This is a genomic window from Terriglobus roseus, from assembly GCF_900105625.1.
GTDB lineage: Bacteria > Acidobacteriota > Terriglobia > Terriglobales > Acidobacteriaceae > Terriglobus > Terriglobus roseus_B.
In genome coordinates this window covers 2,668,009-2,694,623 of the sequence record NZ_FNSD01000001.1, presented here as the reverse complement: position 1 = coordinate 2,694,623, position 26,615 = coordinate 2,668,009, and the positions used below count along the sequence as shown (strand labels likewise).

At 59.6% G+C, this 26,615-nt stretch carries 27 protein-coding genes; 13 read left to right on the top strand and 14 right to left on the bottom strand.

What is annotated here, in order from left to right; translation table 11 throughout:
* Positions 1-2: 2 nt before the first annotated feature.
* The 5 genes from preA to BLW03_RS11145 all read right to left on the bottom strand — a co-directional run bounded on the left by preA (position 3) and on the right by BLW03_RS11145 (position 5,315).
* Entirely contained in the window at positions 3-1,409 is a 1,407-nt protein-coding gene (gene preA / locus BLW03_RS11165; protein WP_074654082.1) for an NAD-dependent dihydropyrimidine dehydrogenase subunit PreA, read from the bottom strand.
* Positions 1,396-2,739 carry an NAD(P)-dependent oxidoreductase gene (locus BLW03_RS11160; RefSeq protein ID WP_074654081.1) on the bottom strand — a complete coding sequence of 448 codons (1,344 nt, stop codon included), beginning with the start codon at positions 2,737-2,739 and terminating at the stop codon, positions 1,396-1,398. The genes preA and BLW03_RS11160 overlap by 14 nt, the downstream gene beginning before the upstream one ends.
* 121 nt (positions 2,740-2,860) lie before the next feature.
* Complete coding sequence (locus tag BLW03_RS11155; RefSeq protein WP_074654080.1) at positions 2,861-4,117, bottom strand: Zn-dependent hydrolase; 1,257 nt, start codon at positions 4,115-4,117, stop codon at positions 2,861-2,863.
* 29 nt (positions 4,118-4,146) lie between these two features.
* A complete protein-coding gene (locus tag BLW03_RS11150) occupies positions 4,147-4,884 on the bottom strand; it encodes a DUF72 domain-containing protein (RefSeq protein ID WP_074654079.1) in 738 nt (245 codons plus the stop codon).
* The gene (locus tag BLW03_RS11145; protein ID WP_074654077.1) at positions 4,881-5,315 is read right to left on the bottom strand and encodes a DUF1810 domain-containing protein; all 435 of its coding nucleotides are present in this window, start codon (positions 5,313-5,315) and stop codon (positions 4,881-4,883) included. The genes BLW03_RS11150 and BLW03_RS11145 overlap by 4 nt, the downstream gene beginning before the upstream one ends.
* A 104-nt stretch (positions 5,316-5,419) precedes the next feature.
* On the opposite strand from BLW03_RS11145, the gene BLW03_RS11140 reads away from it, so the two are divergent.
* A complete protein-coding gene (locus BLW03_RS11140) occupies positions 5,420-6,412 on the top strand; it encodes a cytochrome D1 domain-containing protein (RefSeq protein ID WP_074654076.1) in 993 nt (330 codons plus the stop codon).
* Between the two features lie 60 nt (positions 6,413-6,472).
* On the opposite strand, the gene BLW03_RS11135 is transcribed toward BLW03_RS11140, so the two are convergent.
* The 3 genes from BLW03_RS11135 to BLW03_RS11125 all read right to left on the bottom strand — a co-directional run bounded on the left by BLW03_RS11135 (position 6,473) and on the right by BLW03_RS11125 (position 8,473).
* Positions 6,473-7,099 (bottom strand): FMN-dependent NADH-azoreductase, encoded by a 627-nt coding sequence (locus BLW03_RS11135; RefSeq protein ID WP_074654074.1) that lies wholly within the window; start codon positions 7,097-7,099, stop codon positions 6,473-6,475.
* Between the two features lie 93 nt (positions 7,100-7,192).
* Entirely contained in the window at positions 7,193-7,408 is a 216-nt protein-coding gene (locus tag BLW03_RS11130) for a hypothetical protein (protein WP_139285175.1), read from the bottom strand.
* Between the two features lie 567 nt (positions 7,409-7,975).
* Positions 7,976-8,473, bottom strand: a complete 498-nt coding sequence (locus BLW03_RS11125) for a cupin domain-containing protein (RefSeq protein ID WP_074654072.1) — start codon at positions 8,471-8,473, stop codon at positions 7,976-7,978.
* 96 nt (positions 8,474-8,569) lie between these two features.
* On the opposite strand from BLW03_RS11125, the gene thrS reads away from it, so the two are divergent.
* The 3 genes from thrS to BLW03_RS21050 all read left to right on the top strand — a co-directional run bounded on the left by thrS (position 8,570) and on the right by BLW03_RS21050 (position 11,593).
* On the top strand, positions 8,570-10,618 hold the full coding sequence (gene thrS / locus BLW03_RS11120; RefSeq protein ID WP_074655947.1) for a threonine--tRNA ligase: 2,049 nt from the start codon (positions 8,570-8,572) through the stop codon (positions 10,616-10,618).
* Positions 10,619-10,620: 2 nt separating this feature from the next.
* Positions 10,621-11,118 carry an SRPBCC family protein gene (locus BLW03_RS11115; protein ID WP_074654071.1) on the top strand — a complete coding sequence of 166 codons (498 nt, stop codon included), beginning with the start codon at positions 10,621-10,623 and terminating at the stop codon, positions 11,116-11,118.
* A gap of 208 nt (positions 11,119-11,326) precedes the next feature.
* Positions 11,327-11,593, top strand: a complete 267-nt coding sequence (locus BLW03_RS21050; protein ID WP_348270854.1) for a DUF2062 domain-containing protein — start codon at positions 11,327-11,329, stop codon at positions 11,591-11,593.
* Positions 11,594-11,628: 35 nt separating this feature from the next.
* On the opposite strand, the gene BLW03_RS11105 is transcribed toward BLW03_RS21050, so the two are convergent.
* The gene (locus tag BLW03_RS11105; RefSeq protein ID WP_074654067.1) at positions 11,629-12,318 is read right to left on the bottom strand and encodes a hypothetical protein; all 690 of its coding nucleotides are present in this window, start codon (positions 12,316-12,318) and stop codon (positions 11,629-11,631) included.
* Positions 12,319-12,934: 616 nt separating this feature from the next.
* Between BLW03_RS11105 and BLW03_RS11100 the strand changes: the two genes are divergently transcribed.
* Positions 12,935-13,390 (top strand): DUF2062 domain-containing protein, encoded by a 456-nt coding sequence (locus BLW03_RS11100; RefSeq protein ID WP_244502050.1) that lies wholly within the window; start codon positions 12,935-12,937, stop codon positions 13,388-13,390.
* Positions 13,391-13,409: 19 nt separating this feature from the next.
* Here BLW03_RS11100 and BLW03_RS11095 read toward each other — a convergent pair whose 3' ends face one another.
* From BLW03_RS11095 to BLW03_RS11090, 3 genes are all read right to left on the bottom strand, one after another.
* Entirely contained in the window at positions 13,410-14,492 is a 1,083-nt protein-coding gene (locus BLW03_RS11095; protein ID WP_244502049.1) for a YeiH family protein, read from the bottom strand.
* Entirely contained in the window at positions 14,486-14,617 is a 132-nt protein-coding gene (locus tag BLW03_RS21140; RefSeq protein ID WP_280138030.1) for a hypothetical protein, read from the bottom strand. Before BLW03_RS21140 ends, BLW03_RS11095 begins: the two co-directional genes overlap by 7 nt.
* Positions 14,618-14,696: 79 nt before the next feature.
* The gene (locus BLW03_RS11090) at positions 14,697-14,993 is read right to left on the bottom strand and encodes a hypothetical protein (protein WP_074654064.1); all 297 of its coding nucleotides are present in this window, start codon (positions 14,991-14,993) and stop codon (positions 14,697-14,699) included.
* A gap of 67 nt (positions 14,994-15,060) precedes the next feature.
* Between BLW03_RS11090 and msrA the strand changes: the two genes are divergently transcribed.
* Positions 15,061-15,576, top strand: coding sequence for a peptide-methionine (S)-S-oxide reductase MsrA (msrA, locus tag BLW03_RS11085; protein WP_212733184.1), 516 nt, complete (start codon positions 15,061-15,063; stop codon positions 15,574-15,576).
* Positions 15,577-15,679: 103 nt separating this feature from the next.
* A complete protein-coding gene (locus BLW03_RS11080) occupies positions 15,680-16,549 on the top strand; it encodes a 5'-3' exonuclease (protein WP_074654063.1) in 870 nt (289 codons plus the stop codon).
* Between the two features lie 2 nt (positions 16,550-16,551).
* On the opposite strand, the gene BLW03_RS11075 is transcribed toward BLW03_RS11080, so the two are convergent.
* On the bottom strand, positions 16,552-18,264 hold the full coding sequence (locus BLW03_RS11075; RefSeq protein WP_083350475.1) for a capsule assembly Wzi family protein: 1,713 nt from the start codon (positions 18,262-18,264) through the stop codon (positions 16,552-16,554).
* 231 nt (positions 18,265-18,495) lie between these two features.
* Between BLW03_RS11075 and BLW03_RS11070 the strand changes: the two genes are divergently transcribed.
* From BLW03_RS11070 to BLW03_RS11055, 4 genes are all read left to right on the top strand, one after another.
* Positions 18,496-19,716, top strand: a complete 1,221-nt coding sequence (locus BLW03_RS11070) for a GumC family protein (protein ID WP_212733183.1) — start codon at positions 18,496-18,498, stop codon at positions 19,714-19,716.
* The gene (locus BLW03_RS11065; protein ID WP_074654060.1) at positions 19,713-20,681 is read left to right on the top strand and encodes a glycosyltransferase; all 969 of its coding nucleotides are present in this window, start codon (positions 19,713-19,715) and stop codon (positions 20,679-20,681) included. Before BLW03_RS11070 ends, BLW03_RS11065 begins: the two co-directional genes overlap by 4 nt.
* Positions 20,678-21,610 (top strand): glycosyltransferase, encoded by a 933-nt coding sequence (locus BLW03_RS11060; RefSeq protein ID WP_074654059.1) that lies wholly within the window; start codon positions 20,678-20,680, stop codon positions 21,608-21,610. Before BLW03_RS11065 ends, BLW03_RS11060 begins: the two co-directional genes overlap by 4 nt.
* Before the next feature lie 679 nt (positions 21,611-22,289).
* Positions 22,290-23,252 (top strand): glycosyltransferase, encoded by a 963-nt coding sequence (locus tag BLW03_RS11055; protein WP_170835022.1) that lies wholly within the window; start codon positions 22,290-22,292, stop codon positions 23,250-23,252.
* Here BLW03_RS11055 and BLW03_RS11050 read toward each other — a convergent pair.
* Entirely contained in the window at positions 23,249-24,367 is a 1,119-nt protein-coding gene (locus tag BLW03_RS11050; protein WP_074654055.1) for a glycosyltransferase family 4 protein, read from the bottom strand. The genes BLW03_RS11055 and BLW03_RS11050 overlap by 4 nt on opposite strands.
* A 72-nt stretch (positions 24,368-24,439) precedes the next feature.
* Here BLW03_RS11050 and BLW03_RS11045 point away from each other — a divergent pair, with 72 nt between their 5' ends.
* Both BLW03_RS11045 and BLW03_RS11040 read left to right on the top strand, forming a co-directional pair.
* Positions 24,440-25,813 carry a bifunctional folylpolyglutamate synthase/dihydrofolate synthase gene (locus tag BLW03_RS11045; RefSeq protein ID WP_074654053.1) on the top strand — a complete coding sequence of 458 codons (1,374 nt, stop codon included), beginning with the start codon at positions 24,440-24,442 and terminating at the stop codon, positions 25,811-25,813.
* Positions 25,810-26,595 carry a lysophospholipid acyltransferase family protein gene (locus tag BLW03_RS11040; protein WP_074654051.1) on the top strand — a complete coding sequence of 262 codons (786 nt, stop codon included), beginning with the start codon at positions 25,810-25,812 and terminating at the stop codon, positions 26,593-26,595. The genes BLW03_RS11045 and BLW03_RS11040 overlap by 4 nt, the downstream gene beginning before the upstream one ends.
* The last annotated feature ends 20 nt before the right edge of the window (positions 26,596-26,615 follow it).

Here is a 26,615-nt window from a genome sequence, read left to right as displayed (position 1 = left end):
ATCTATACCTCCGTCGGGATCGCGCAGTCGGCAGCGCTCGCCGGTGTAGTGCCGTCTGCCACTCGCTGCTCCCACGTGTAAGTCGGCAGCCCGCTGTCAATCGGCACCATGGTGATGCACTCGTCCACAGGACACACAAGCGAGCAGAGATTGCAGCCGACACAGTGATGCTCGTCAACACGTGGAATTCGTTCCAGTGGTGTGACACCATGCAGAAGTCCTGGGCCGTTGCTATCGAGCTTCGGGATTGGTGTCATGCTGACGCGACCAGCACCTTCGCTCAGCGTCTGGGCGGGTGTCAGACGATTCTGGCGCACGCGATCATTATGAATACACTGGTGCGCGCCGTCCCAGCAGGCGGTGTAGCAAAGCTGGCAGCCGATGCACTTCGATTCGTCGATGTGCGCAACTACCTTGTAGTTCATGTTGAGCTGTTTCCACTCACGCATCTTCGGTAATGACAGACCTCGGAAGTCATCGATGGTTTCGTAGCCTTTCTCGCTCATCCACTGCAGCATGCCGTCGGCCATGTCCTCCACGAGACGGTAGCCGTAATGCATGACTGCCGTGCAGACCTGCACATTGCTCGCGCCGAGCAGGAGAAACTCCACAGCGTCCCGCCACGTTGCCACGCCGCCGATGCCGCTTAGAGGGAGCGCAGCGTCGGCGTCACTCATGATCTGCTGCACCATACTCAACGCGATCGGCTTTACCGCTGGCCCGCAGTAGCCGCCATGCGTGCTGTTACCGTCAACCATTGGCCGCGGCTCCAGCGTATCGAGATCGATGCCCGTAATGCTGTTAATGGTGTTGATCGCGCTGAGTGCGTCTGCACCACCGCGCCTCGCTGCACGCGCTGGCATGCGGATGTCATTGATGTTCGGAGTCAGCTTCACGATGACCGGCGTGCGCGCTTTTTCTTTGACCCAGGAGGTGATACGTTCCGCGTATTCCGGAACCTGCCCTACTGCCGATCCCATACCGCGTTCACTCATGCCGTGTGGGCATCCGAAGTTCAGTTCCAGACCGTCCGCACCGGCGTCTTCGACCTTCGCCACGATGTCGTGCCAGCGCTCGCGCTTGCTCTCAACCATTAGCGATGCGATAACAACGTGCTTGGGATATCGACGTTTGACTTCGGCGATCTCGCGCAGGTTCGTGATGGTGGGCCGATCGCTGATGAGTTCGATATTGTTCAGACCCATCATTCTGCGGCCCTCCCAGTCGATGGAGCTGTACCGGGACGAAACGTTTGTGACAGGCTCGCCGATGGTCTTCCACACCGCGCCGCCCCAGCCAGCATCGAAGGCGCGCATAACCTGTTCGCCGCAATTGGTAGGTGGTGCCGATGCCAGCCAGAACGGGTTCAGGCAGGGGATGCCGCAGAAGGTGTTTTCAAGCGTTGGCATACTGACCTCCTAGGTCTTCAGGAGTTGCAAGCAGTGCAGCAGCAAGCGCAACGCCCGCGCGCTTGCCATCAGCTACGGCGTCCACCACCTGCCGGCCGCCGTTGGTGCAGTCGCCGCCAGCGTAGAACTTTGGATGGCTCGTCTGGCCCGTCACACGGTCAATGACGACGCGGCCACGCTGCATCGCAACAACCTCCGTGAGAAAGTGCGTGTGTGTCGCCTGGCCGATGGCGAGCACAACGCTGTCACACGAGAGCGTGAACTCCGATCCGGCAATCGAGACCAGGGAGCCATCGCCGCTCGCCTCCATGCGCGCCAGGGTGACGCCCTCGACGCCAATGCTGCCGCTGATGGCAACCGGTTGCACGTACCAGGCGAAGCCGATGCCCTCCTTCAGAGCGTGCTCATACTCTGACGCGAATGCCGACATCTGATCGGCTCCGCGTCGATAGAGGATCGTGACCTCTGCGGCACCCAGCCGCTTCGCTGCAATGGCAGCATCGATTGCCGTGTTGCCTGCGCCCACAACCGCCACGCGCATGGGTGACGTGGCGATCATCCCGCCCTTATAGCCGGCGATCAGATCGAGCGCATCCATGACCCCTGGCAGATCCTCGCCGGGGATGCCAAGACGATGGATCTCGCCCAGGCCCATGCCAAGAAAGACCGCATCAAAGTTGCGTTCCAACTCGGCGAGCTTCGCCGCGTCAACCCTTGTGTCTGCGACAAAATCGACTCCAAGCGCGCGGATAAGTTCGACCTCATGCAGCGCGACGCCGAAGGGCAACTTGTACTCGGCGATGCCGTAGGTGTTCAGCCCGCCGGGCAGCGGACGCGCGTCGAAGATGGTTGCAGCGATGCCATGGCGACGCAGTTCTGCGGCACAGGCCAGCGAAGCGGGGCCGGCACCGATCAACGCAACGCGCTTGCCCGTGTCAGCTGCCGGCGGAAAGGGCAGCGGCAACTTCGCATAGTGCAAGCCTTCCATCGCATAGCGCTGCAGCAGACCGATCTGGATCGGCTGTCGGCCGTGATGATGCATGACGCATGCTCCCTCGCACAATACTTCGACCGGACAGGCACGCGCGCAACTGGCGCCGAGAATATTGGCGTCGAGGATCGTGCGTGCAGAGCCGATGCGATTGTCGCTGGCGATCTTCTTGAGGAACGTAGGGACATCGATGTGCGTGGGGCACGCATTCATGCAGGGCGCGTCAAAGCAGTACAGGCAGCGGTGTGCCTCGGCCATCGCCGCCCCCTTAGTGAGGGAGGACTTCAGATCGCCGAAGCGCGGATCGCGCGAGTACGTCTGCGCTGCGTCGTCACTCATCGCACGATTCCTATCCGTTGTTGATGCAGTGCCGCGAGCGTCATGGGAAACGACTCCAGATACATCTTTGTTTCACATCGGGAACGTCGATGATTGCATTGATGCCGACGGCATGCAAGAACTAACGCGGTTTATCCGCACCCGCGAGGATCCACGCGAGGGTGCTTAGAGCAAGCCGATGAAGCGCATCGACCGCCATGGCGAGATGCTCCTCACGCGTGTCTTCGATCTTGTTGTGGCTTATCCCGTGAACTGACTGGGTGAAAAGCATGACGGTAGGAATACCGGCGCGCGCAACCTCGGCTGCGTCATGCAGAGGTCCCGAAGGCAGTCGGTGTACCGTCCCCGCCACCGCCCGCACGGCATCCTCCGCGAAAGCAAGCAGTTGCGGATGGAACGGCACCGGTTCAATGTTCCAGATGCGCGACCACTGCACGGTGCAACGCTCTTCTGCAGCGAAGCGTTCGCTGGCGGCCTTGGCTTCACGAAACATCTGAGCAAGAACATCAGCATCGAGATCGCGCATATCGAGCGTGGCTTCGCAACGGCCGACGACCGCGGTGACAATGCCCGGGAACGTCTTCACGCTCCCCATCGTCGCGACGGCATCAGGGTGCTTCCTAGCGATCGTCCGGATCTCCAGCGCCAGCTTTGCGCACGCCGCAAGCGCATCATGGCGAGCGGTCATCGGGGTGGAACCCGAGTGCGCCTCCTGCCCATGAAAGGTGATCGCATGCCGCTCGACACCCTTTGTTCCTGTGACCACGCCGAGCGGCAGCCCCATGTTCTCAAGCACCGGCCCCTGTTCGATATGCAGCTCAAGATAGGCAGCGGCGTTTGTACGTTGGGCAGTGCATGCGTCGATGTTGTCGATTGCAACACCGCAGCGTGCAAGTGCCGCTTCCATCGTCACACCATCTTTGTCCGTGCGGACGCGGTCAGCCAGGATGCTGCTGTTGCCAGCGAACGCTGCGGAGCCGAAGAGACTTCGACCGAAGCGTGCGCCTTCTTCATCGGCCCAATCGACGACCCGAATCGTGACAGGCGGTCGACCGTTGTACTGCTCGCTCAGGGCACGCATTACTTCAAGCGAAGCCAGCACACCGAGGCATCCATCGAGCCATCCGCCATTGGGTACTGAGTCGAGGTGCCCACCCAGCAGTAGCGAACGCTCGCTATCGCCGTGCAATGTTACCCACACATTGCCGGCCTCATCCCGTTCACGCGTTACCGGGAGATCTACGAGCTTGTCATCGAACCAAGCGCGTCCGCGAAGCCACGTGTCTGTCCATGCGACGCGTTGCGCGCCCTCCGCGTCGCCGGTCAGAGCCCGAAGTTCTTTCAGGTGGTCGATGGTCCGTTGCGGCTTCAGGCCCATAGGAAGGTCAATGTATCACGGTACCGTGCTCAGGCTGTGCGTACCAGATCGCGCAGCTGAAGCGCATTGCCAAGCGCCGCGCCGGATGCCGTGTTGTCAAAGATGCACCACGCCTCGGCGCCAAGCTCTGATGCCGTCGCCAGATGTCGGGACAGGTTCACGAGATATGCTTCGTCGTATGACGAGTGATACGTTCGCGGCGAGCCATGCAGACGGTAGTAGATCAGCGAAGAATCGCCTGCGGGTGTCATAGCCTCTGGCGCACGCAAGGGATCCGCTGCAACGCGGCAAATCGCGAACTTTCGGAGCAGCGCGTTCGCCTCTTCCGTGAACCAGCTCACATGCCGTGGTTCCAGTGCGGCGGGCCCCGCATAGCAAGCGCGGAACATAGTTAGGAAGTTCGAAGCACGCACAATATCAAGCGCGCGCTTGGGCGGCAATTGCAGCAACACAGGCCCGCGCTTATCACCAAGTGCGGACGTCTCGTCGAGGAACCGCTGCAGGGTCTCCTGGTCAGGTGCCAATGCACCCTCATGCGTCAGCGCTCGTGGCATCTTCACTGCGAAGCGGAAGCCTGACGGAACAGCCGCGGCCCACTTCGAGTAAGTGACCTGCTTGTGCGGGCGATAGAAGGACGAGTTGATCTCGGCACACTTCAGCTGTCTCGCATATCGATGTAGATGCGAGCCTTCCCCCGGAGCCTGATCGGCGACTGCGCGCGGAACTGACCATCCCGCGGTGCCGATAAATACCCTATCGCGACTCACCGCGACAACCGGCTGACGGTTGCCGCGTCCTCACGACCCTTGAAGTACTTCTCAAGAGCTGCCTTGAAATCGTTTTCAGGCTCATCCGTGGCTCGCGCGAAGAGTGTTACAGAGGAGTGGAATTTCATGTCATCCGGCGATCCGAAGATCTGGCTCAGGGAGCGGCCCTGAGTCGCATTCACCAGCGCCGTAGACTCGCGCAAGCGCGGGCCAAGCACACGATGCATAAGGTACGCACGAGCCTCCTCCAAACCGCTGATGGCGTATCGTTGGGCCATACTGCTGAAACCCAGGCCGGCCATCTGAGGGAAGATGAACCACATCCAATGGCTGCGCTTCTCGCCCGCGGCGAGTTCCGCAAGCACGGTTTCGAAGACAGCCCGTTGCGCGTCGAGGAAGCGTTGCAGCTGGTAGGGATCTGCCGTTTTCATCCACAGTCAGATGACTCGAGCCGCCGCCCGGTGGCCGCACGCAACTACAAGTTGCACCGAATATGCGATCTCCCGCTCGCGCTAACCGGAGTAGCCTTCTACCTATGAAAATCGCGATGCCCTTCCTCGCCGCCACTGCTCTTTCCGCCGCTCTGCTGCCTGCTTTGACTGCCCAGACCGGATCGCTGCTGGTGCTCTCAAAGCACGACCACACCCTGGCGATCGTAGATCCGAAAACGCTGAAGGTGACGGCCAAGGCTCCCGTTGGTGACGACCCGCATGAGGTGATCGCCTCAGCGGACGGCCGGACTGCCTGGGTTTCAAACTATGGCGGCGGCTGGTCGCTGCATACGATTGCGGTGATCGATCTGGTGCGCGGCAAGGCGCTCCCGTCAATCGACTTGGCTCCCTTGCGGGGCGCACATGGGCTGGCTTTTGCGGATGGGAGGCCATGGTTCACAGCGGAAGGCTCCAAGGTATTTGGTAGTGTCGATCGGACGACCGGCAAGGTGGACACTGTGGTGGGCACCGGCCAGGACCGCACGCATATGCTGTGGGTTGCGCCTGATGGTAAAGAGGTCGTTACGATCAACGTGGCGTCTGCAACTGTCTCGTTCTTCGAGCAGGTCACCATGCGCGATCACACCGACTGGACCGCGACCGTGGTGCCGGTCGGCAAGGGTGCGGAGGGCTTCGACCTATCGCCCGACGGCCGGGAGTTGTGGGTCGCTAACGCGCAGGACGGCACGGTGTCCGTGATTGACCGCAGGACGAAGAAGGTAACGGCGACACTTCAGGCAAATGTAAAAAGTGTGAACCGCTTGAAGTTCACGCTGGATGGCCGTTATGCGGTGCTGTCGTTGCTCGGTGCGCCGGATCTTGTGATTCTGGATGCACATACGCACGCCGAGGTGAAACGGCTGCCGATCGGCCACGGTGCGGCTGGTATTCAGATGGAGCCTGGCGGAGCGCGTGCCTTTGTTGCCTGCACGCCAGACAACTATGTCGCGGTCATCGACCTTAAGACCCTGACTGTTGCAAGCCATATCGATGTAGGTGGTGAGCCCGATGGCATGGACTGGGCCCGGCTGCGATAACGAACCCTAATCCGCAAAAAAGGGACGGCTTTCGCCGTCCTTTTCTGTCCTTCGAGCGAGTTACGCCTTTGCGAGCTCAGTAGCTTTCTCAACGTAGGGCTTCTTCCAGTCTTCTTCACTGATCTTGCCGTACTGAATGCCGCTGGCGCCGCCAGCGCCCAGGAACGTGACATCCGTCAGGCCTATGAAGCCGAAGATGTGCTTCAGGTAAGGAGTCAACAGGTCATACGCTGCGCCGGACGTGCCCGCGAGATACTCGCCTGCACTGGCCACGATGACCGTCACCTTCTTGCCGTGAAGCTGGCCCTCCGGGCCATTTGCCGTGTAGTTCACCGTGACGCCAACGCGCACAAGGTGATCGATCCAGGCCTTGAGTACGGCCGGAACCTGGAAGTTGTACATGGGCGTCGTGATCAGGATGTGATCGGCCGCCTTCACCTCCGCGATGATCTCGTCGGAGAGCTTCAGTGCTGCCTTATGCGCGTCGGTCAGTTGATCGGGAGGGGAAAACGCGCCGCCGATCCACTGAACGTCCACAAAAGTGGGCTGGTTCTTCGCGAGATCGCGGGCCACCACGGTGCTGCCGGGATGCGCTGCCTGGAATCCGGCGGAGAAGGTCTCGCCAAGCTGGCGTGAGTAGGATGCGTCGCCACGCGGGCTGACGTCGATCTTGAGCAGGTTTGCCATCGGGATACTCCTGGAGATTGGAACTACAGGAATGGGATGGTATTTCGAGGTCGAACGATTCTTACAGACGCAAGAATTCGCCGGCGGCGGAGTTCAGCACTTGTAGCCAAGTCGCGTGCCTGCTTCCCGCTCCCATCCACCGGTGGACTGCGCGGGATCTCCCTCCCAGCCCTCGAGGTCAAAGACCTCCTGCGGATGCACATGGCCACCGGCCTGCGACGGAAATTCATGTTGCGCCGCCAGAGACTGACGCGCAATGCGGCGCAGTGTGCCACGCAGCAGTAGCAGAGTCGGCTCTGTTAAGAGCATGAATCCGCAGCCGCACACCGGGCATTGCACATCAAAGCTGGTCTCCGTGGGAAGGCATGGGATGTTCATTCGTCCTCAAATCGCACGACGCAGTTGCGCGCCAGTTGTTCTACATCTTCGGTTGCCGACCGGATGCCGCCCCCAATTTGGGGTACCGCTCCGCTCGGAAGATGGCCTCAGCTGGCCTCTGCAGTCACCGGTGCCCAATCCACGAGAAATCCCGCTTCCGGATGCTGCTGTTCGTTGTGCTGCTCTCTCAGCCTCTTCTGCACCGTCGCACGCACGGAATCGCGATCGACCGCATTACGTCGTTCCCCGTACAACAGGAAGCCCTGACCGCAAATTTCACAGCGAACATCGCTACAGACATTAGACGGACGGCATTCGATTGACATGTGGTGCGCGCACTCCGGACGATCCGAGTGCAGCCGGGGAGACGTGATGAAGGGGCTGCCTGACTTCAAAAGTAGGCTTGAGAACGCGGCCCTTCTATTCCACGGCCGTTCATACTCCTACAACCTTTGCGTGCGTTACCTGAGGAGCTGCTGAAGGTTCTGCCTGGCGGCGCTAGCCCTTCAGGTTGGGTCCGACCGCCATCACAAAGTACTTTGCGGGCACCGTCCCCACATTCCGCAGGCCGTGCATCTGCATGCTCGCCGCATAAAGAACGTCGCCGGCATGGGCCGGCTGGGGCTTGCCGTCCACGACCCATTCCACATCTCCCTCACGCAGGAAGAGCCACTCAGAATGCATGTGCTGATGCGGAGGATGGGGCGCCATACCCGGTAGCAGCACGGTGTTGTGCATCTCCACGCCCTCACCCGTCGGCAGGACGCCCTGGATTACGGCCTGTGAACTGCCGGTGCTGCTTGTCTTGATGGGCAGCTGATCGCCGCGGAAGATCGTATTGTGCGCGAAGGTCGCCGTGCCCCTTGCGATCTTTGCCGGGTCAGGCTTCGCCTCGGCAGCGGCTGGAGCAGACTGGGCAAAGGCACCGCCGCCGAACGTTTCTGCAAGCATTGCGAGGGCGGGCAAGGAGAGGCAAAGATCGCGACGAGTTGTCATGGTTCCGCAGCATACACGGGAGGAATGGGCATAGTCTCGCCGATTCCGCGATTGCCTGGGCGCCAGCGCAGTATCCTGTTACCTGTGAGTGATATCGTGAGCGACCCGATCAAAGTAACCCTTCCCGATGGCAGCGTGCGCGAAGTTGCACGCGGCACCACGCCTTTTGCTATTGCGCACAGCATTTCGCCGCGGCTTGCCGATGCAGTCGTCATCGCGCGCATTCGCACCGCAGCAGGCAACACGACCGATGGCGCCGAGGAGCAGACGGATGACGCGCATCGCGGCGCCCAGACCGAAGAGAGCATGTACGCCGAGGCCGCGTCTGCAGAGCGCATCGTCGACCTGTCCGAGCCTCTGAACGAGGACGTGCACCTGTGGCTGCTGAAAGAGCAGGATCCCGAATCGCTGCGTGTCGTCCGCCACTCGGCCGCACACGTTATGGCGACCGCCATCACGGAGCTATACCCCGACGTAAAACTCGGCCACGGACCCGCGACTGACAGCGGCTTTTTCTACGACATCCTGCGTGAGAAGCCCTTCACGCCTGATGACCTCGCTGCCATTGAAACCAAGATGGCCGAAGTCGTCGCGCGCAACGAGCCCTTCCGCCACGAGTACATCTCGCATGAAGAAGCGCTGACCGGCTACGAAGAGCAGGGCGACTTCATGAAGATGCACTTCATCTCGAAGTTCACCAAGCCCGGCGAGAACGTCAGCTTCTATCGCAACGGCGAGTTCGTCGACTTCTGCCGCGGACCGCACGTGCCCTCCACCGGCCGCGTCAAGGCCTTCAAGGTGATGAGCATAGCCGGCGCCTACTGGCTCGGCGACGAGAAGAACCCACAGCTGCAGCGCATCTACGGCACCGCCTTCTACACGCAGAAGGAACTCGACGCACACTTCAAGCACCTGGAAGAGATCAAGGCCCGCGACCACCGTGTCCTCGGCAAACAGCTCGACCTCTTCAGCATCCAGGAGCTTGCAGGATCGGGCCTGATCTTCTGGCACCCCAAGGGCGCCATCATCCGCAAGACGATGGAAGACTGGATGCGCGAAGAGTGCCTGCGCCGCGGCTACGACCTCGTCGTAACGCCGCACGTCATGCGTCGCGAACTCTGGAAGATCAGCGGCCACGAAGGCTTCTACGGCGACAACATGTACGCGCCCATGGAGCTGGATGACGCCGAGTATCGGCTGAAGCCCATGAACTGCCCGGGTCACATCCTCATCTACAAGAACAGCCCCAAGAGCTATCGCGACCTGCCCGTGCGTTACGCCGAACTGGGCAACGTCTACCGTTATGAGCGCAGCGGCACCATGCACGGCCTGCTGCGCGTCCGCGGCTTTACGCAGGACGACGCGCACATTTTCTGCACACCGCAGCAGATCGAAGACGAAGTCGTTGCATGCGTCGAGTTCGCCGAGGAAGTCCTGCACAAATTCGGTTTCACCGAGTTCAAGGTCGAGCTCTCCACCTGGGACAAGAACGACGCCAAGAGCTACGTCGGCGCGCCCGAAGACTGGGAACTCGCCGTCAACGGCCTCAAGACGGCACTTGGCCGCAAGGGCATTCCCTACAAGGAAATCCCCGGCGAAGCTGCTTTCTACGGTCCCAAGATCGATGTCAAACTAGTCGACGTGCTCGGCCGCCTCTGGCAGCTAAGCACCGTGCAGTTCGACTTCAACCTGCCTAAGCGCTTCGAGTTGGAATACACCGGCGAAGACGGCGAGAAGCACCAGCCCGTCATGGTGCACCGCGCACTCTTCGGCTCGGTGGAACGCTTCTTCGGTGTGCTCATCGAGCACTACGCCGGCGCCTTCCCGCTGTGGCTCGCGCCCATCCAGATCGGCCTCGTGCCCATCAGCGAGAAGCACACCGAGTATGCCAAGAAAGTTAAGGCGGAACTCGAAACCATCGGCCTGCGCGTGGAACTCGACGCACGCAACGAACAGATGAAGGCAAAGATCCGCGAACTCGCCCTGCAGAAGATTCCCTTCGTTCTGATCATGGGCGACAAGGAATCCGAAGCCAACGCAGTCAGCGTTCGCACGCGCGGCAAGGGCGATGAGGGTTCCGTCCCGCTGGCCGACTTCATCGCTCGCTGCAAGACACTGCTGGACGACAAGAGCGCTACGCTCTAACCATGACGACCATCAAGCTCGAGACCCGCATTGCCGCACCGGCCATGCGGGTCTTTCTGCTTTCGCTCAGCATTGATCTTCATGTCGAAAGCGCCGCTGCCACACGGGAGCAGGCCATTGATGGTGTGACGCATGGCATCATCGGTCCCGGACAGAGCGTTACATGGCGTGGGCGCCACTTCGGCGTCATACTCCGACACACCAGCCTGATCACTCGGTACGAGCCGCCCTTCTGCTTCGAGGACGCTATGACGCGAGGGATGTTCGCTAACTTCGCTCATCGTCACACCTTCCACCCGATCACCGAGGGAACATGCATGGAAGACGAACTCACCTTCCGTGCGCCGCTCGGAGTACTTGGAATCGTTGCAGAGCGGGTGGTTCTTAGAAGCTACTTCACCCAATTCCTGAAAGACAGAGACGCACACATCCGGCAAGTGGCAGAATCGGACCAATGGCAGCGGTTTGTGCCCGAAGAGCTTCACGCGACATGCCTGTGAAGCGGCTGGCTTACGGATAAACCTGTCCACCGCGCATCCGCGTGACTACAACCTTCGTCCTTCGCATGAAACCGTCGTCACACAGTGAATCAACAACATCTTGCGTTCTCCCGCTTATGTTGATTCGGGAATCCATGCGTGGTTCTTCCGCCATAAGATCCTTCGACCCGTGCTGTGCCTGTTGCGGGATGGCATCACGACTCGTTGCATGGCTTGGAGCCTGGCCCTTGGCATGGTCATCGGGGTCAATCCTTCTGTGGAAATCACCACGCTCGTAGTCATCGCGCTCGCATGGATCTTCAGCCTCAACCAGGTCGCATCGCAGATCGGCACACACGTCTTGGCGCCATTCCACTTGCTGCTCTTCGTGCTTTTCGTTGAGGTGGCGTCTATCTTTTCCGCATACGCCACATGCCGCTCAACGCCGCACAGGTCAACCACACCTCGCCGAAAGATAAAGGCGCGCCCCGGATAGGTGCGCGCCTTTTTAATTGCTGACTAAGTGACGAGTTAGAAGCGATACACAAAGCTCGCGCTCGGCTCTGCACTGACGCGCCAGCTACGGGTGCTCAGTGCTGCATTGTTGAAGTTCGGTGCACGGTAGAACAGGCCACGGCCCTGCAGACGGAGCGCAAGCTTGCGACCGGTGTTCGGCATCGCAATCTCGAAGCCCGTTTCAACCAGGCCTGCTCCGCGCCACTGGTTCTGTCCACCGGCCGTCGGCACGAAGTCGATGGCGCCTCCGCCGACGTTTACGAAGGGCTGGAACGGAATGTGCTTCGGATGGAACTGGTACGCAGCCGTGGCTTCATGGGTCGTGGTTGGAATACTTGCGACCTGTGTTCCGGCACGCCCCGTGATGTTGTAGTTGTAACGCTCGGAGTAGTGCTGGTATCCGTAGTTCACCTCAACGCCGGCCCACGGCACAGGATGGAACTGCAGCGAAGTCAGGAAGCCCACCGAGGAGGTGATGTACTGCTCCTGGTTGGTTACGGTATTCGTCAACGTAACTCCGTTGACGACCGAGTTGAACGTATACGGACTCTCATTAGTAGTGAGTGGCTTCACGAAGTTACCCGTGGCTCCCACGGAGATGCTTCCACCATGTTCCGGCAGGTACTTGTAAAACTGTGCGGGCATCTTTGCGGCAACTGCCAGCAGAGCCAGCATGGGAAGGGAGCGCTTAAGGGTAGTAAACATCGTGACCTCCAGAATGTATGCGGTGGTTCATCGGACGCAGCGAGTCGTTCGAACCGATGGCCCGTCTCGATGCGCCGATTGGTTCCGAGGGCGCTACCGCATGGCACCGTCGTCTTGGGGTTGAATATTGCCTTGCCGGTATGGGCCACGATGCTGCGTGGCTAGCCGGCAATGACAGACTCCAGGGGCGCACGTCTGCACGGCTATAGGTTGGCCGGGCGACGGTAAAAGGAGTTAGGGGTAAGTTGCTGCGTTCGGTAACTCACCAGTTATGTACGATCAGCTGCTGACTTACGAGCAAGCGATGTATAGATAGACCGCGAGATGGACTGAGTGGTTGCCCAAATTTGATCCGGACCTGGCGCGAAAGCTTTCAGATGGCGCATGCTGCCGTACCCTTCCGATGTTCGGACACTTATGCGTAACTAGTTCAATTCGATGACCCTTTTTGGTGAAACCAATCTGGAACGCAAGCATCCGCACGCGTTACTTGACTCAAGCATTTCGATGGCTTCGCGAAGCAGACCCACCATGCGCACCACATTCGCGTCCTATACAGACGATGCTGGTTCCTGAGACACTCCGAGAGTTTCTTCGTTGCAAGGTGCTGCGGCCTTTGCTGCGACTGTTACGCGGTGGCGTAACGCCACGACGCATGGCGTGGAGCCTGGCACTTGGCATGGCGATCGGCATCAACCCCTCGGTCGGGTTGACCACGCTGCTCGTCATGTTTCTTGCGTGGTTGTTCGGCTTGAACCAGATTGCCTCACAGATCGGAACGCATCTGGTGGCGCCACTGCATGTGCTGCTCTTCTTACCATTCCTACAGCTGGGTGTCTTCCTCTTTCACACGCGGCGCCTGCCGCTGACCGCTACGCAGATCAAGCACCTGAGTCACCATCCAATACAGATGGTGCACGTGATGTGGAAGTGGGAGTGGCATGCGCTGGTGGTCTGGGCAGCGATCGCCGCACTTGTGACACCAGTGGTAGCCATCTATCTGCGGCGAGCACTGGTGCTACTGCTACGACGGCACAAGACACTCATTCAGGCACGACCGGCAACGACTTAAATGCGTCAGGACTATGTGCCTAGAGGTGCAGCCAGCGGTCTGCGCCAAGCACCAGACCAAGCGTGATCATGGCGATGACCACCTCGCCGATGGCACCGACAGCGAATGGCTTCAGACCCTGCTTCGCCAGATCTCGGAAGCTGGTGCGTAACCCCACACCGGCGAACGTCAAAAGGAACGCCCAGCGTGAAAGGTTGCCAAGAGTAGTCAGTTGCGCCTTATCGAAGACACCGAAGGTTGCCAGCGCAGAGATCAGAAGGAAGCCGAGCACAAACTTCGGAAATTTCTTCCAGAGGAACGACGCCTTGTTGCCGATGACGGCAGCCTCGCCGCGCGATGCCCAGTAGATGGCATAGCCCAGTACGACGAAGCCAATCATGGCGTTGCGGCAGGTCTTTACAAGCACGGCAAACTTGCCCGCCGTCTCGCTAAACAGTGAACCCGCCGCAGCGGTCTCCGCGGTATTGTCCACGGCCAGACCAGTCCACACACCGTAAGCTTGGTCGCTCATGTGCAGTGCGTGACCAACGACCGGAAAGATAAAGAGCGAGAGTGCGCCGAGCGCAAGGATCGCCGCAATGGCGACCGACGAATCCTCCTCGTCAGCCTCAATGGCGCCCTGCGTGGCGATGATTGCAGACACCCCACAGACGGATGACCCGACGGCCAACAGCGTCACCAGCTTGGGTGGCAGTTTGAACCCGCGGCCGAGGAAGGTCATGAATGTCAGTGCAAGCACCAACTCAATGCAGACCAGCGCCAGCGATACCGAACCGAGCTTGAGAATGTCGCCCAGGATGAAGCGCGCGCCCAACAGGATGATGCCGGCCTTTAGCCAAAATTCATAAGTCGCAACGCCGGCACGGAAGATGCGCGGCAGGCCAACCGTATTGGTAATAAGCATGCCGATCAGGATTGCCCACAACACATACTCAATGTTCGGGAGAGCCAGGTGGTGTGCCCTGAGCGCAGCCGCGTGCGACTTGCCGAACGCGGTGATGGATTGCTCAATGAACTTACCTGCCAACCCAACCGCAGCAAGCAGGGCGACGCCTGGCAGCAAGCCAAGCGGCGATGTCTTTTCCACGTGTGCAGTTACCAAGGCACACGTCCAATCGCGTGCAGCTTGACCAGCAAGGCCACTGCAAGCGAAAGGATGACAGCCCAGGTATCGGTGGACAGTCGAAAGCCGCGCGCGGCGGGGGGCGTTTCGTTGGGTGCAGTCACAGGCGTCTCCGTGGGAACCACTCCATCCTAAACAGACGGCGGCGGCGATGCCCGCTGAGCGCCTTAACGGTCAGATGCGTTATTCAGAAAACGGCACCCCGAATGCCAGCAAGGCGGTTTTCGGAGGCCTGTGCTGCTCCAAGAGGATCGTCGGTGTGCGTCCCATGGCGCGCCACAAAGTCAGCGCGACGGTATTCATGTAGAGGACTCGCGCCTGCTCGCGCGAGGTGCCCTTATCCGTGTAGACAGAAATCGTACGCAACAGCGTTTCCTGCGATGTCTGAATCAGGTATGGCCACATCGTCAGGCTTGGTGCATTTTCCGGGTCGAGTATCTCATCGCGACTCTGCGCGATCACCGTGTAGTTCATGGCCATGAACCGATGCTACGCGGGTGACGCCCAGCGCACTTGCACCGCATCCAATACACAGGAGATTCTGACAATGGCGACCGAAACGGCGATTCTGGCGGGTGGATGTTTCTGGGGCATGCAGGAGCTGCTGCGCGACTACCCCGGCGTGGTCAGTACGCGTGTCGGCTACAGCGGCGGCAACATTGCAAACGCGACCTATCGCAACCACGGTACACATGCTGAGGCAGTAGAGGTCGTATTCGATCCAGAGAAGATCAGCTATCGCAAGATCCTGGAATTTTTCTTTCAGATTCACGACCCAAGCACACCGAATCGCCAGGGAAACGACCGCGGCGAAAGCTATCGCTCGGCAATCTTCTACACAACTGACGAGCAAAAGCGCATTGCGGAAGACACCATCGCGGACGTAGACGCGAGTGGCCTGTGGCCGGGTAAGGTGGTCACGGAGGTTGGCGCGGCTGGTCCGTTCTGGCTCGCGGAGCCGGAGCATCAGGACTATCTGCAGCGCATTCCTTATGGCTACACCTGCCACTGGATCCGCCCGGAATGGAAGTTACCAAAGCGCGCCGTAGAAGCAGCCGTTTAACGGAATCCATCTCCACTGAGGGTGCCCCACGTCTCGATCCCGAGACGTGGGTTTTCATTGGCCCGGAGAGCCACCAACATCTGGCACACTGTAGCCTTCCTTCATGGATGTTCACCTGATCGACGGCACCTACGAGCTCTTCCGGCACTTCTACGCGTGGCCCTCGGTGCGAGAGGCGGACGGTCGCGAGGTCGGTGCAGTGAAAGGCGTCCTCGCATCCATCCTGGCGTTGGTGAAGGACGGCGCCACCCACATTGGCGTTGCGACGGACCAGGTGATCGAATCCTTTCGCAATGACCTCTGGCCCGGCTACAAGACGGGCGCCGGCATCAATCCGGACCTGTGGGCACAGTTCCCTTTGCTGGAGGAAGCGCTCGCCGCAATGGGCGTCACGGTTTGGGCCATGGTCGAGCAGGAGGCGGATGACGCCCTCGCCTCAGCCGCAGCCATCGCAGCGCGTGACCCGCGCGTTGATCGCGTCCTCATCTGCACCCCGGACAAGGACCTTGCGCAGTGCGTCGTCGGCACGCGTGTGCTGCAGTTTGATCGGCGCAAACGCGAACTGCGCGACGAGGCCGGTGTGGTAACAAAGTTCGGAGTGAAGCCGGAGTCCATCCCGGATTACCTGGCGCTGGTGGGCGACGCGGCCGACGGCTTCCCCGGCCTACGGGGATGGGGCGCAAAGGGTGCTGCCGCGGTGCTGGCGAAGTACGGCCACTTTGAAGCGATCCCGGAAGATCCGCTGCGGTGGGGTGTTAGTGTCAGCAATCCGCGTGGTCTGAATGCGACCCTACGCGCGGAATGGGGGAATGCGCTGCTCTTCCGCGACTTGGCCACCCTGCGCGCGGACTTGCCGCTGTTTGAGAGTGTGGACAGCCTGAAATGGTCGGGACCGACGCCTGCGTTCGAGGCACTCGGACGGCGGTTGGACGCTGCCAAAGTCAGCAAGGAAAAACGCCCTGGTCCGCGCTGAAGTTACGGCTTGAAGTACCAGCGCACCTGCGCTTCTCCATAGACATTGCTGTGCGTACCCGCAGACATCAGCGGAGCACGCCACACCTCGCCCTTTAGCGCGCCACTAATCTCAATGTCGCGACGAGGCCGGAAGGTCGTGCTCAAGCCGAGCTGTTGCTGCGTGGTGCCGCCGGCAAGGAACAGGTTGGATGCCTTCGCCATGCGCCAGTCCAACTGTACGAACTCACCCGGATGCAGATGCCACGTCAACCACGCTTGGCCACCCTTGCCCTGCCGTCCGATCCAGTCGCCCATCAGCTGACCTTTGTTCGTGTAGCCCTCTGGTTGCGCCGTTTCCCAATAGGTGTACTGGCCCTTGTCCAAGGTGCGGACACTCGTATCCGTGTTGGCGGCTTCCACGCGAAGATCCGCTCGCTTCAGCCAAGGCAGTCGCGAAAGATAGATGCCTGGTCGCCATCCGCTGCGTTCCGGGTTGGATATCGGAAAGACGTTGTCATGCGTGATGGAATCGGTGTAGAGGGTTATGAGGTGGCTCTGCCAAGGGATCCGCCAGGAAAAATCAAACTGCGAGAAGCGCGCACCAGGATCTTCGCGCGAGGCCTTCACCGCAGGATTTACCCCGGTTAGACTGACGAAGCTTCGCCAAAAACTGCCCAGGGTAATGGGTACATGTTCCTTGCCACCCCAAATGACGGAACGCGAGAACCCAAACTCGAGGTCGGGCGTAGGCTTGAAACTGACCTTCTCGCTATGAATCCACGGGGAATTAGGAACGGTGTGGCCTTTCAGGCTGCCCACTCGGAATTCATACCGGAAGAGGCCGGTTACACGGGATAGTCCCGGAACCCAAAGAGGCTCCACGCGGTTGATGCGAAAGGTGTAAGGGCTCTCAGCATTGTTTGACCAGATCATGCTGGCTCCCTGCGCGGGCCCCAACCAAGCGTCCTGCTTGCCAAAGGAGATCTCATGCCCCAGCAAATGAACCGATGCATCAGCTTCCACAATCCGAAAGACGTCGCTTGACGCTACAGGACCGGCAGCAACAATCGGTGCCGGGAATCGCAGGTCGGGCCGATCAATGAGGGTGAGTTCGGTTGCGACGGCGGGCGTAAACCCTGGTCCAGCCGGCGCGTGCTGATACTCACCGCGGAAGCTGAGAGAGAAGCGCCCGGCCACGCCGTGCGCAGCGAAACCACTGATGCTGTTCGCACCGTTCTGCGTGGGCCTGCCGTAGTCGTTAACGATCGTCTGGCCAAAGTGGTAGCTGTCGGTCAGGACGTTGCCGCTGATGGCCCGCACACGCGTGTAGCCATACTCCGGAGTAATGCGGGCTGCGCTTGCTGTGGGGTCTTCCGATTCCGCTCGCAACTCGTGTCGCAGGCGATCAAAAATCTCGACAGCCTCCCCGCCCGGATCGCCCTGTAAAAGCTCCGTCTCCGAAAGTTTCAGGGCATGTGCAAGCGATACTCGTGTCCATGGGCGCAAACCGAGATACAACGTAGGCAGATAACCCAGTTCGTACAGGCGAATTGCGGAGCTCGTGATCCAACTATCGACTGGGATGAAGGATGAGCCGGCCGTGCCGCGCCCTGCATTCGCAACTTCGAGATGTGACGGGGTATCGTCTCCACTTTGGGCGTATGCGGCGCATTCTGTGCCGTAGACGCCCAGAAGGATCGCGGCGCAAATAATTCGATTTCGGGAGAACTGCAATGGGTGCCTTTAGATGGCATGCGTAGGGCATACCGCACGGGATTGTTCGATGATATCGCTTAGGCGCCCCGCCCAAGGACAGCATGGCGAGCGCGCTCGTCACCCCTTGCCATAGAACTGCACGTGGTCGCGTATTTCGTGTAGCGTTAGGGAGAGCGGACGTGCCCGGCGCGCTCGCGAAACGACGGTGCTGAGACTACGATGGTGCAGGAACAAGGTAGCGAATCTGGCGTGAGTAAAACCGTGCAGCACCTACCAGCCTCCGCGGTAGAGCCAACCTCTGACTCCATTCCATTAGAAGTCTCCGTGCTGGACATCCTGATCTTGTTGCGGCGACGGATGAGAATGTTGCTCATCAGTGCCGTCACCTGTGGAGCTCTTGGTTTCGTAATTGCATCTCTTGAACCGAAGGTTTACACAGCCACGACCAGCATCCTTCCACCGCAGCAGGCGAGTTCGTCCTCATCGTTGCTCGCTCAACTGGGCGGACTTGGGTCGCTGGCCGGGCTCGGTGGCGGAGCCGGAATCAAAAGCACCACAGACCTTTATATCGGCCTGATGAAAAGTGTGACCGTGGAAGACGGCATGATCCGACACTTCCATCTGGACGACGAGTTCAAAGAGAAATATCACTCGCTGGTTCGCCGTGATTTGGAGAACATCACCAAGTTCGATGGTACGGGCAAAGACGGACTGATCCGTATCTCGGTCACGGAGAAGTCGCCGCAGCGCGCAGCTGAATTGGCGAACGGCTGGATTCAGGAGTATCAAAGATTATCCTCCTCGCTTGCGCTCGGTGAGGCCTCGCAACGGCGACTGTTTCTGGAACAGCAGCTGGCTCAGGTTAAGACCAACCTGACTACGAGCGAAGAAGAATTGAAGCGCATCCAGCAGACCAGCGGTCTGATCCAGCTCGACAGCCAGGCGCGGGCATTGATTGAGACGACAGCAGGCCTTCGCGCCCAAATTGCGGCGAAGGAAGTCCAGATACAGTCCATGCAGACCTACTCTGGCACCGGCAACGTGGACCTGATCTCCGCCCAGCAGGAACTGTCGAGTTTGCGCGCACAGTTGACCAAGCTTGGTGGCGGACAGTCCGGCAACATTGGCGACCCGATCGTTCCACAAGGAAAGTTGCCCCAGTTAGGGCTGGACTATGGACGGAAGACTCGTGAGGTTCGATACAACGAGACACTGTACGAGATCCTGGCGCGGCAGTTCGAAGCGGCCAAACTCGATGAAGCTCGCGAAGGTGCAGTGATCCAGGTAGTGGATCGCGCTCTTCCGCCGGATTACAAGTCGGGACCGTCGCGCCTGAAGCTACTGCTGGCGGGCTTCTTCATCGGTCTGTTTGTGCCAATGGCTTGGGTGCTCTGGGGCGGGATGATTCGCTTTCTGCGCCGGTCTCCGGATTGGGCGGTCAAGCTGGATGCACTCGGCGGAAAGTCGTGAGTTCGGCACAAATACTGGCTGTCGTCGTTCGTTATAAGATGCAGCTCGCTGACTCGAAGACGATTGTAGGCCTCACCGACGCGCTCAATGACTCGGAGTTGGCACGGGAAATCGCGGTCCTGCTGTGGGATAACTCTCCTGTTCCTTTGATTGATCCGCAACTGGCTTTTACATTCCAATACGGCTGGACAGAGCAGAACCTTGGAACCTCGGGCGCTTATAACCAGGGCATCGCGCTGGCGATAGAATTGGACATTCCGTGGATGCTGCTGCTGGACCAGGACACGGAAGTGACGGCGGACTTCTTACGAGGATTGCTGAAGTACAGCCGAGCTCTCGCGGACCGGCCAGAAGTCGGCAGCATCGTCCCATTCATTTCCTCGCACGGTCAGATTGTCTCGCCACGACGCTTTCGTTCCCTTAATCGAAACTCGCCTGTGGAGCGTACCTTCCAGGGTCTACTGCGCGACGATGGATTTGCCGTGAACTCCGCGTCGCTGATGCGTGTTTCCGCACTCCGGGAGATTCGCGGTTATAGTGACGATTTCTGGCTCGATCTTTCCGACGTCTATGCCTTTCAGCGGATGTACGGCCATGGCCGCCACATCTTCATCGCGGGCAATCTGGAGCTCAAACACTCCGTGGGTGGTATGAACTTCCATGAGGACATGGTTCCCGAACGCTACGAGAGTTTCTTAGCTGCTGAGAATGCTTACCTACAGATCTACCGTTCGACGTTTGAAAATCTGGTGCAAACACTAAGGCTGCTGTTACGCGCACTACGACAGTGGCAGCAGTATCGCGACAAGCGGTATGCCACGATTACGCTCCGTTATCTGTGGATGCGTCTGACGATGCGCCCGGCGATGCGCCTGCAAATTTGGCGCGAGCATCTGCGAGCCCGACGGAGCATCTCGATCGCAAAGGGGGCGTCGGGCCTTCCGGGTGAGGTGATCCCGCAATGAGCGACGCTTGGGAGCCGCGGGTCCTCATCGTTATCGTGCGATACCTCGTTCCGATCGCGGAGTCGGTGACCTTTCAAAGCCTAACGAGTGCCTTCAGCGCAGACCCATCGCTACATCGGCGCTATACCGCCCTCCTGTGGGACAACAGCGCAGAACCTCTGGACCAACCACCTGCGGGATTAATCTACAGGCATGACCCGGCAAACAGCGGGATCGCTGGCGCCTTCAACGCCTCTGCCGCCCTTGCCGAAGATCGAGACTTGGAATGGATCTTGATGCTCGATCAAGATTCTGAACTTCCGCCCAACTTCTTGCGCGATATAGGGGACGTACTCAGCGCAGTCGATCGCATGCCGGATGTCGCGGCCATCGTGCCCAGCGTCTACGCTCAGGGCTTTCCTGCCTCCCCTCACCGTGTCCTACGCAACCACCATGTCCCATACCCCGCGGGTGAAAGCGGAATAGCACCGGGCGAGGCCACAGCCATCAACAGCGGGTCACTCCTGCGCGTGCGTGATGTGCTTGCGGTTGGCGGCTACAGTCCGCTGTTTCCGTTGGACTATTCTGATTGGTATATCTTCCATCAACTGCACCGAGCGGGTAAGAAGGTATGGCGCGCGGCGGGCATTCGGTTGGACCATCAGATGACCGTGATGGATTACGACAACTTGATGAGCGTGCAACGTTACCGCCTGTTGCTTCGCGCTGAAGAGGCCTTTACTGACCTCTATCGAAGTCCTCTGGAGGGATCGCTTCAGACACTGCGGCTGGCGCTGCGCGTGGCAAAGCAACGGTTGAAGTGGAGGAACCCTGTGTACTCTAGGTTGACCTTGAAGTGTCTGATCCGCCGCCTCTTCACAACACGCGCTCACCGTATCCTTTCGTGGAAAGCAAGGTGCAGAGAACGCTCAATGCCAAATGTGCCTTAGTGGCTTTCCATTCCACCCTCTGCCGTCTACGGTCTGCGCAGCAGTCGCACATCGAGCAAATGCTGCTTTGCCTGCGCACTTAGCGCCGGGCACGGTACAGGTCGTCGAAAATAAACATAGATCGGGAACATGGATTTAGCGAAGCAGCCAAGCTCGCTGGAAGCCGGTACGAGGGCATGCCGGTGACCGCCACTGACTTCCCGCCATTCCCGGCTTTGGCTGTCTTTACCTCGCGTTACGACCAACACGGGTCATGCCCACGACGCAGAGGCCTTCCGATTGCTGCCACCCATTAACGCGTGACGCGTTTACGGGCCGGTCGCCTGCAGTAGACTCTAGTACGGCAGGCGTAGCCCGGCAGATGAGGACGCAGCAAGGGATGCAAAGCGGCACCAACACGAATCACCGGCGCCTTGATCTGTACGTCTTCTATCAATTCCTGCACCCTGACCAGATTGTCAGTTCCCTGCTGCTGAGTGAATTCTGTCAAGCAATGGCCGCCTCTGGATGGGACGTGACAGCATTTCCTGCCAATCGCCAAAGCGACGACGGTAATGCCAGCTTCCCTCTGCGTGAGGGATGGGATGGCGTGAGCTTGCGGCGTATCTGGCGACCCGCCTGGCGACAATCGACATCTACGGGTCGCACTGCGAACGCGCTTTGGATGCTACTGCACTGGATGATGCTGGCCTTTGTGACAGTTGACTCTCCAGATGTGATCGTGATCGGCACGGACCCTTTCTTCAGTGTGCTGATTGCGCCGGTCTGGCGCTGGTGCCACCCGTCCACGCGCATCGTGCATTGGTGCTTCGACCTTTACCCTGAAGCCATTTATGCCGACAGATCCATCGATCACCGCAGCTTGATTCCGCGCACCATGCGGCTCCTGATGCAGGCCAGTTACCGTGCGTGCGATCTGGTGGCAGATCTGGGCCAGTGCATGGCTGGCCTGCTGCGCGGATACGATCCGCAGATGAATCTGGTAACGATGGTGCCGTGGGCACTGTCGGAGCCGACAGTGCCTCTGCCGACAGCGAAGGTCGAGCGTGCTGCTATCTTCGGTGACGCGACGCTCGCGCTTATGTATTCCGGCAGCTTCGGACGGGCGCACAGCTCGGACGATATGTTGGCGCTCATGCGACACCTCCGTGGTGAATCTGCCGTGCTGGCGCTGAGTGTCAAAGGCAATCGCGCGGCACATTTGCGCGAGCAGGTCTCGCCAGAAGATACCAACATCCGGTTCGTCCCTTTCGCCGCGACAAACGCACTCGAGGAGCGCCTAAGCAGCGCGGATGTCCATATCCTGAGCCTTCGCGACAGTTGGGTGGGCGCGGTCGTTCCATCGAAGTTCTTTGGAGCGCTTGCGGTCGGCCGTCCCGTGCTGTTCTGCGGCCCTCGAAACTGCGCCATTGCCCACTGGATCGAGCGGTACGGCTTGGGGTGGGTACTGGAACCGGGTGAAGCCGCGGGTGTTGCAGACCAAATGCGCGAACTATTGCACGACTCCGCCGCACTGCAAGCCATGCGCGAGCGTTGCTACAAGGCTTACCGTGAACACTTTTCACGCCAAGTGACCATAACCGAATGGCAACGCATTCTTGCGGCGCTGATCGCATCACCGCATTTGCGCGATGAATACTAGCGAGTGCTAAACAGTGACCGATAGGCAGCCAATGTCTGTTCGGCCGTGCGTGTCCACTTATAACGTGGGATCAGTGCCAGCCCTGCGTCCACATGCTGTCGCCTCAGAGGCTCGTCTTCCACTGCGGCGATCAGCTTCGCTGCAAAGTCTGCCTTGTCCTGTGGTTCGAAGAAGATTGCTGCGTTGCCGCAGACCTCTGTCGTGGCTGGGCTGCGCGCGACCAGCGCTGGGGTTTCGCTCGCCATGGCTTCCAGCGGCGGAATGCCGAAGCCCTCATAGAGCGACGGATAGACGAAGAGCGTCGCCTGCGCGTACGCTTCCGCCAGAAGATCCGGCGGTGCATAAGGGATGGATATCACCTGCTCAGACAGCCCGAGCAAGGCAATTTGAGCTTGTTCAGCAGCATTGAGCGGGCCGCCCCCTAACGCCAGCAGGTCAAAGTGTCTATGCAAGCCCGACCGGGCAAAAGCGGTTAACAGGCCGTCGAAGTTCTTATAAGAAGCGCGAATTCCGACGTACAGAAGGAAAGGCCGACGCGCCACCTTCAGCAGTGCGCCCGCTCCACTGCTAGTACGTTGTGGCGGCGAGACACCGTTGTGCACTACAAGTGTCCGCGCAGGATCTACGTCGTAGAAGTGAAGCAGATCGTCCCGACTTGAGGATGAAACGCACAGAATCAGGTCAGCTTCGTGGAACATCCTCGCCTTTGTTCGAACGATCCGGCCGCTGTCGGGAAACAACTCAGGGAATCGCTCATGCACGCAGTCGTGATGCGTTGCCACGCGGGCTGTGGCACGCGCGCCGGGCATGAAGCGGTAGAGCGTGTTGTGATACACGTCAAACTGACCAGATACCACCACTAGCGGATTAAGCAGCAACTCATTAAGTACAAAGGTCGCCATGCCCGAGGCAACAGGACGCGGCCCCCAGTGAACCAGCCTGTTTGGGGGAGCCGTCTGCGACTGCAGTGGCCACTTGGTGCTGGAGTATCCGAGCAGCGTCGTTGTCTCGACACCCTGCACCGTGCGCAGATATTTCAAAAGCTCGTAGAAGTACAGCGTGATGCCACCGGTGTTCTGCAGCGTGAAGGCTTGGTGGTCGTAGAGAATTCGCATCGCCGTGTCAGTCCAGTGTATCTACCCCATGGAACGAAGCAGGAACTCTTGCCACTCGCCTACAATCACTCCATGTCGTACGCGGTTGCCGTGGAACATCTCTATGCCCTCAGTGGCGAGCTTGCGCCCGCCGCGCCGGGCGCAGCGCGTCGCAAGTTCGACCTGGCCCATATGCGCACGCTGGCTGCTGCGCTGGGGAATCCGCAGGCGAAGTACAAGTCGGTATTGATTGCCGGAACCAACGGTAAGGGTTCCACGGCTGCAACGCTTGCCAGCATTCTTAGCGTAAGCGGTTTAAAAACGGGGCTTTACACCTCGCCACACATGCTCCGAGTCAATGAGCGCATCCAGATGAGCGGAGCGACGCCAGGCGAAAACTCGTTGGCTGAGATCGACGACGACACTTTCGCTCGTTTGTACTTCAAAGTGGACGACGCGGCCAACCGGCTCGTTACCGAGGGCAAGCTGCCACACTTGCCGAGCTTTTTTGAGGTGATTACGGCTATTGCTTTCCTCGCGTTCTCAGAGGCGCAGGTAGATATCGCCGTCCTTGAGGTAGGGATGGGCGGCCGTCTGGACGCCACCAACATCGTTGAGCCAAGCGTCTCGGTCATTGCGGACATCGCGCTGGACCACACGGAATGGCTTGGAGATACCCTGGCGGAGATTGCCCGCGAGAAGGCCGGCATCCTGCGCGAAGACGGCCGCATGGTGACGCTGCCACAGCATCCCGAGGCAAATATCGCCATTGGAGAGATCGCAATGAGTCTAGGCGTTGCCGGCATCAACGCAGCAATCTATTTGCCGGAGCGCGGTGCGGCATCCGGTGCGTATCCGCTGCCGATACAGGGCCAGACAATCCTGGTCGATTCTCCGCTCGCGGGCGAACACCAGAATCGAAATCTTGCACTGGCAATCGCTGCAGCGATCGAACTTCAGTCAAATGAGTTACTTGCCGCCATTACCCCGTCCTCCATTGAAGCCGGGGTTCGGCTAACGCGGTGGCCGGGACGTCTGGAATCCGTTGCGTCTCCAAGCGGAACTGCGACGATCCTCCTCGATGTCGCGCATAATCCAGCAGGCGCATGGACGCTGCGATCCTACCTATCCCGTGCCATCGAGGACGGGCGCCTCAATGGCCCGCGAACCCTTGTCTTCTCGGCTCTGCGCGACAAGTCCGTTCGAGAGATGGCGCAGATCCTCTTTCCGAGCTTCGACGAGCCGGGCGATCGAATCCTGCTGGCCCCAGTGAACTCATCCCGTGCCAGCTCGGGCGAGGAACTTGCGCAGGTGGCCGCAGAATTGGAAACGCCGGTCACTGTCTGCGCGTCAGTTGCTGAAGCGATGCAGATCGCTACGAGCCAGCCTGGCAGCGTGGTTGTTTCCGGTTCCGTATATCTTGTCGGAGAAGCAAAAGCCTGGATCGAGCGAGGCACCACCGCGTGAAGAAGCTGCTCCCCTGGGTCTCGTATCTGGTCCTGATTCCACTGATGGCCTTTGTCACCGTCGTGTGCGGTCTGCTTTCCCTGCTGTTTTCGCTGTGGGATAAGTCTGGCCGGCAGCAGCATGCCATGGCGCAGTTTTGGGCAAAATTGATGCTTGGGATCGCGCTCTCCCCGGTCAAGGTGGTCAACCCAGAGAACCTGCGCTTGTCCACGGCTGCCGTCTTTGCCTGCAATCACCTCAGCTACATGGATACGCCAGCGCTCTTCGGATCGCTTCCCTTCCAATTCCGCATTCTGGCCAATCATTATCTCTTTCGATACCCCTTTATCGGCTGGCACCTAACCCGGTCAGGCCAAGTGCCGATTGATCAGTCGAGCATGCGGTCGCAGATCGCCGGGCTGATGCGTGGTGTTGCCAGCCTGAAAGCCGGGATGCCCATCCTCATTTTCCCGGATGGCAGCCGTTCCTCCGATGGGCACGTGCGTCAGTTCATGGCAGGTGCTGCCTACATGGCGATCAAGGCGCAGGTACCCTTGGTGCCGCTTGCCTTGATAGGCACCTATGAACTTCTGCCCATGCACACCTACCATCTGACTCCTCGTCCCTTGCGACTCGTCGCCTGCGAACCTATTCCGACCCTCGGGATGACTACCAAAGACGCGGACAAGCTCACGTCGCGCCTGATGGAGACGATCGCGGCCGAGTATTACGCGCACTCATCACTCAATCGGCCGGAGCCACTGCCGGAGAGTCAGGCGAAGGTTCCCAGCGGTCAACTGTAGCGGCTAAGGGTTCTCCCGAC